This is a genomic window from Bradyrhizobium sp. (assembly GCF_004799445.1).
Classification (GTDB): Bacteria; Pseudomonadota; Alphaproteobacteria; order Rhizobiales; family Xanthobacteraceae; genus Bradyrhizobium.
The window spans coordinates 1-5,942 of the sequence record NZ_SSNA01000120.1 but is presented as its reverse complement, the minus strand read 5'-3'; the positions used below and the strand labels follow the sequence as shown (position 1 = coordinate 5,942).

At 64.6% G+C, this 5,942-nt stretch carries 4 protein-coding genes and 1 pseudogene; 2 read left to right on the top strand and 3 right to left on the bottom strand.

The features are described 5' to 3' along the window. The 3 genes and pseudogenes from E8A46_RS16160 to E8A46_RS16150 all read right to left on the bottom strand — a co-directional run. Window positions 1-203 (bottom strand): annotated as a pseudogene (locus E8A46_RS16160) (molybdopterin dehydrogenase); the annotation flags it as partial. Then, the gene (locus tag E8A46_RS16155) at window positions 200-2,881 is read right to left on the bottom strand and encodes a molybdopterin-dependent oxidoreductase (protein WP_291562565.1); all 2,682 of its coding nucleotides are present in this window, start codon (window positions 2,879-2,881) and stop codon (window positions 200-202) included. The pseudogene E8A46_RS16160 and the gene E8A46_RS16155, both read right to left, overlap by 4 nt. Next, the gene (locus E8A46_RS16150) at window positions 2,878-3,471 is read right to left on the bottom strand and encodes a TetR/AcrR family transcriptional regulator (protein ID WP_291562563.1); all 594 of its coding nucleotides are present in this window, start codon (window positions 3,469-3,471) and stop codon (window positions 2,878-2,880) included. Before E8A46_RS16150 ends, E8A46_RS16155 begins: the two co-directional genes overlap by 4 nt. A gap of 232 nt (window positions 3,472-3,703) precedes the next feature. Here E8A46_RS16150 and E8A46_RS16145 point away from each other — a divergent pair, with 232 nt between their 5' ends. Together E8A46_RS16145 and E8A46_RS16140 are read left to right on the top strand one after the other, a co-directional pair. Then, on the top strand, window positions 3,704-4,873 hold the full coding sequence (locus E8A46_RS16145) for an FAD-dependent monooxygenase (RefSeq protein WP_291562560.1): 1,170 nt from the start codon (window positions 3,704-3,706) through the stop codon (window positions 4,871-4,873). A gap of 206 nt (window positions 4,874-5,079) precedes the next feature. Further along, a partial coding sequence (locus E8A46_RS16140) for an MFS transporter (protein ID WP_291562558.1) occupies window positions 5,080-5,942 on the top strand: 863 nt, incomplete at its 3' end.

Sequence of the window (5,942 nt, the reverse complement as noted above, 5' to 3'; positions counted from 1 at the left end):
CCGGCCATCGCCGCGATACTGGTGAACGCGCTGATCCGGGCTGCGCCGCTCGCGTCCCAGGCGATGTCAGGGGTGCCGGAGGGTCGGACCAGATCCACTAGCGGTCCGCGCGATACGCCGCTGCGGCGGCGCTCCGAAACATCGGTGCCGGCGGCGCGGAATTCGGCCCGCTGCGCTTCGGCCGGTGCTGATGTGCTGTTCATGCCACGCTCCTCTGATTCAGGATGGCGATGAGCCGGGCGGGCCTGATCGGAAGCTCATAGGCGCGCACGCCGATCGCGTTGCGGATGGCGTTCGCAATCGCCGGCGACGTCGGCACGGTCGCGACCTCGCCAATGCCGACGCTGCCGCCGAGCACATGATCAAAACCCGCTTCATCGAAATGCACGTCAATGTTGGGCGTGTCTGCGATGCCGGGAATCCGGTAATCCTCAAGCCCAGCGGTGAGGATGTCGCCGCTCGCCGGATCGACCTCACGCCCCTCGTAAAGCGCATAGCCGATGCCCTGGATGACCGAACCTGTCGCCTGGCTGCGCGCGAGCGCCGGTGCGGCGAGCTTGCCGACTGCGATGCCGGTGTGAACGTTGAGGACCCGGACATGGCCAAGCCAGGTGTCGACCTCCACTTCGATCACCTGCACCGAACTCGGCACGCCCGCGCCGATGGCGAGATTCGAGAACCGGCGCATCATCCAGCCGAAGATGGTTCCCATCAAGCCGGCTTCCTTCAGCGGCGAGCGCACGCCGGGGAATGTCGGCTTGTTATCCTCCGGGCGTGTCGCCGACACGCTGATATCGGCGGACGCTGCGATCAGTTCCCGCCATGGCGCATTGGAGCCCGGGGTGGGCTTTTGTTTCGCATTCTTCTCGATGGCGTCCTTCAGCTTCTGGATCGCGAGCAATGCCGGCGGCACCACCGAGGCCGTGGTCCGGCTGCCCCCCGAGCCCGGCCCCTCAATGAGATTGGAATCGCCGATCCGGACCTCGACCTCGTGCGGCTCCAGCCCGAATTCATGCGCCACCGTGTTGGCGATCACCGTTCGACTGCCGGTGCCGATGTCCTGGATCGCCGTGCTCGCGACCAGGCGCCCGCCTTTGATCGCCAATTCGACCTTCGAGCCGGGCTGCCACAGATAAAGCCAGTATCCCGCGGCAACGCCGACGCCGCGGCGATAGCGGCCGCTCTGCGCCGCCGCTCCCTTGGCGTTGCGCCAGACGTCGAGCCCCGCCGCCCAGTCATAAAGACGCTGACGATTGGGGTCGGTGTCCCATCGCTTGCGCAGGCTGATCGGATCGACCTGCATCCGCAGCGCGGCTTCGTCGACCGCCTGCTCCAGCGCGAACGCCATCGGCGGTCCACCGGGCGCGCGAAAGGCCGTGCCCGGTGGCAGATTGCTGATGACATCGAAGTCGACCAGCTCCTTTGCCTCGGCGGGATAGATCAGGCGCGCCAATGCCGCGATCGTGGAGTTGATAGCCGCGCCATTGTCGGAATAGGCCGTCAGAGACAGGGCCTTGAGGCCGCCCTCGCGCGACGGCAGCAGCGCAATGTTGATTTCCGTCGCCGGACGATGGCCCGTGACGGTCAACTCGTCGTGCCGGTCGATCGCAATGCGAACGGGGGCCTTCGCTTCCCGCGCAAGTTCGATCGCGGCGATGGTGTCGATGCCGAGACTAGCCTTCGAGCCAAATCCGCCGCCGACATGGTCGGCGATCACACGCACCTTGTTACGGTCAACCTTGTATCGCTTCGCAATCAGCTCCATCAGATGAAACACCACCTGGGTCGAGACGTGCACGGTCAGGCGATCGCCGTCGAAGCGGGCCACGGTGACATGCGGCTCGAGGCAGCTGTGCGATTGACCCGCGGTCCTGAAAACGCCCTCGACCAAAAGCGGGTCATGCGTTTGCGCCGCTGCCGCGATCGCATTCCGCACCTTTTTGGCCTTGTGCGAAAACGCCCCGGACGGACCTCGCACATTGTGCTTCCACGGGGCTGGCGCCGGCGAACCCTCCGATACGTTGCCTGCCTTCTTGCGGCTCGATTTTTCGAACACCAGCGCCGCACCCGGCTTGCGCGCCGCGTCCAGTCCCACGACCGATGGCAGTTGCTCGCATTTGATCCCGATGGCTGCGGCAGCATCACGCGCGGTCTTGTGGTCCTTCGCGGCGATCGGTTCGCCGACATAGCGGACGGTGCGGTCGTCCCCGAGCAGGGATACTACCGCTACTACACCCGGCATCGCGCGCGCGGGCGCAAGGTCGAGTTCGACGATCCGCCCGTGGGCGACATGCGAACGGACGATCAGGCCTTCGAGCTGACCATCGTGGTGGATGTCGACGGCATATTTCGCGCTCCCCGTCACCTTGTCGCGCGCCTCAAGGCGCGGCGGGACGGTTTCGTCGCCGTCGAAGCGGCCGCTACAGGCCTCAGCCACCGCGCGCAAAATGTTGTCATAGGCGCCGCAGCGGCAGAGGTGGCCCGACAGCGCTGCGCCGATCTCCTCGCGCGAGGGAACGGCGGTGCCTTTTGCCTTGCGCCAGCCATCGTGAAAGGCGACCGCCTCGACAACGAAACCCGGCGTGCAGAAGCCGCATTGCAAGGCATCGAGCGTCATGAACGCTCGCTGTATCGGATGCAGCCTTGTGCCGCCAATGCCCTCGACGGTCGTGATCATGCTGCCGGCAACCGCCTTCGCGGGCATTAGGCAGCTGACGACCGGCACGCCGTCCAGCAATACGGTGCAGGCGCCGCAGACGCCGGCGCCGCAGGCGAGCTTGGTTCCGGTCAGACTCAGGTTGTCGCGGATGACATCGACCAGAAGCGCTTCGGGATCGTCGGGCAAGGTTTCAACGCGACCATTGATCGTCACTGTGCTCATCGCGATCTCCTTTTGGTGCGGGATTGGGGTGCGGCGGGCGCGATGGCGCCGGCCACGAGCAGACGTACGATCCGGTCAAGTTCACGCAGCACGTCGGTGTTCAGCCGCAGATCGTTGAATCCGCGCATGGCGATCTGGATGCAGCGGGCAAGGTCGCGGGATGTCATGCCGTTCTGCAGGACAAGACCCTGTTTGGCGCAAACACGATCGATGGTTTCGGCCCGCAGGTCGGCGTTATGTTCGATGAAGCTCTGATAGAGATCGCGGGTCTGAAGCTGATGCTCGGACAACAGCTCTTCGGCCTGCGGTGACTCCGCGACACATTCGAGCAAGTAGCGAAACCGTGCACCGATCTGCGCGGCCAGAATATCGGCTAGCCCGCCGCCGGTCTGTTCCTGATCGAGGCCGGAGGCTGCCTCGGCCTCGTAGGCGCATTCATGCAATTGCTCGACGACCGCCCGGAACAGCGCCTCCTTGCTCGCGTAGTGATGATAGAGGGCCTGCCGTGTCAGTCCGGCTTCCTCCGCGATCTGGCCCATCGACGCACGCCGATAGCCGAATCTGGCGAAGATATTTTCCGCGGCCGACAAGATGCGATCCGGCGAGCCCATTCGACAATTTTGACAAATACTGTCAATTTGTCAAATGAATTGGCTTTGCCTTTCGGTTCCCCCTGGTGAAGGTGCGGACCGGCGCTGAAGGGTTGTCCCGGTGTGGACATAAAAGATATATTTCATGCACTTAACAACGGCGCCGATGGTGGCCGCTAACGGAGACCTATCGAAGGTCTCCTTTATTTTGCAGGGTAGGAGCAGCGGAATCATGGCGTCACCCAAAATTGCAATCGTTGGCGCCGGGATGGGCGGCATGGCCGCGGCCGGCACGCTTCGACAGGCGGGCATCGACGTCGAGGTGTATGAACAGGCGCATCAGTTCGGCCGCATTGGCGCGGGCATTCAGATGCTGCCGAATTCGATGAAGGTGCTGCGCGGCATCGGCGTCGAGGCCATGTTGCGCGAGCGGGCCTTCGCGCCTTATTCCCACCTCAACCGCGTCGGCGACACCGGTGAGCTCAAGCGCGAGCTGCCGATGCCGGAAGACCTTTACGGGGCACCGTTCCTCTGCATGCATCGCGCGGACCTGCACGAGGCGCTGACCTCGATCGTGCCGAACGAGATCGTCCACCTGAACAAGAAACTGGTTGGGCTGGAGCAGAACGGCGGACCGGTAACGCTGTTCTTCGCCGACGGGACGACGGTCGAGGCGGATGCCGTGATCGGCGCCGACGGCGTCCACTCGGTGGTACGCGACATCATCATCGGACCGGACAAGCCGCTGCACCGCGGCCGCATCGCCTACCGCTCGGTGTTCAATTCCAGCCTGATGCCAAAGGAGATCTCGCGCTCCCGCGTCAAATGGTGGGGCGAGGATCGCCACATCGTGATCTATTACACGACCAGGGATCGCAGCCAGCTGTATTTCGTGACCAGCGTCCCGGAGCCGGCCGACTGGATGACGAAGGAGTCGTGGTCGGCCAAGGGCGACGTGAAGGAGTTGCGCGCCGCCTATGCCGGTTTCCATTCCGAGGTCCGGATGGTGCTCGATGCCTGCCCGGACTGCCACAAATGGGCGATCCTTGAGCGCGACCCGCTGCCGACCTGGAGCCAGGGCCGAATCATCCTGATCGGTGACGCCAGCCACCCGATGACGCCTTACATGGCGCAGGGCGCGGCCACCTCGATCGAGGACGCCGCTGTGTTGGCGCGCTGCCTGAAGGACGTGCCGGTCGACGGCATCGAGGCGGCCTTCAGGCGTTTCGAGGCTCACCGCAAGCCGCGAACTTCGAAGATTCAGGAGATATCCAGCGCCAACACCTGGATGAGCGGCGGCAATGACGATCCGAGTTGGCTCTATGGCTATGACGCCTGGAACGTCTCGCTCGACGAGCCGGCGCCGACCCCCGGCTCGACTCGGAAATCGGCCGCGGCATGAGCAATGACGCGCTACGCGGAAACCTCCGCCACTTGACTCCGGCCGAATGCCCGCAGTGAGCGCCGAAAAAATTCTGGCGTTGATGGGGCGGACGCGCGATATCTGATCCAATCGTCCAGCCTGCTCTCGGGCCGGCTTGCGTGCTACGCATGCAGGCCGATCAAGCGGGCCGAAAAAGCAAAGAACAAAAGAACGGGAGTGAGCCTTTGTCAGTCGTCAACGCGGGGTCGCGGTCAGAGGCTCCCGCCGTTTCGTCGCCGGCGCCGCCATTCGCTTCCGAAGATGCTGCCGCCGCGCTGATCACGCGCATGGAGCAAATACCGACGTCGCGCTGGTTTGTTCGCGCCCGCGTGGTCATGGGGAGTGCCACGTTCTTCGACGCGTTCAACGCGCTGTCGATCGCGTTCGTTTTGCCGATCCTGGTGCCGCTGTGGCACATCACGGCACCGGAAATCGGCTTCATGATCGGTGCCAGCTACCTCGGCCAGGTCGTGGGAGCGCTGGCTTTCAGCTGGGGTGCCGAACGCTACGGCCGGGTTCGATGTGCCGCCGCGGCAACCGCCATTTACGCGCTGATGAGTCTCGCCTGCGCCGGGGCGTGGAGTTTCAGCGTTCTGCTGATCTGTCGCTTCATTCAGGGCATCGGCGTCGGCGGCGAGATGCCGGTCGCTGCCACCTATATCAGCGAGCTCTCCAAGGCCCGTGGTCGCGGCCGCTTCTTCATGCTGTACGAGATGATCTTCCCGATCGGGCTGATGGTCACCGGGCAGGTCGGTGCGGTGCTGGTGCCGCTGCTGGGATGGCAGATCATGTTCCTGATCGGCGGCATTCCGGGACTGGTGATCGCGCTGATGTTGTTGCGGCTGCCGGAATCCCCGCGCTGGTTGATCGGCAAGGGACGTCTGGCCGAAGCCGAGGCGGTGATCATGCGGCTGGAGGCCGCCTCCGACCGAACCGGCGCGGCGACGAGCGAAGCGTTGCCGCCCGCGACCCTGCCGGCGCAGGTTCCTGTTCCCCAGCGGGAGCGCGGCAGGTGGAGCGAATTGCTGTCGCCAGCCTATCGCGGCCG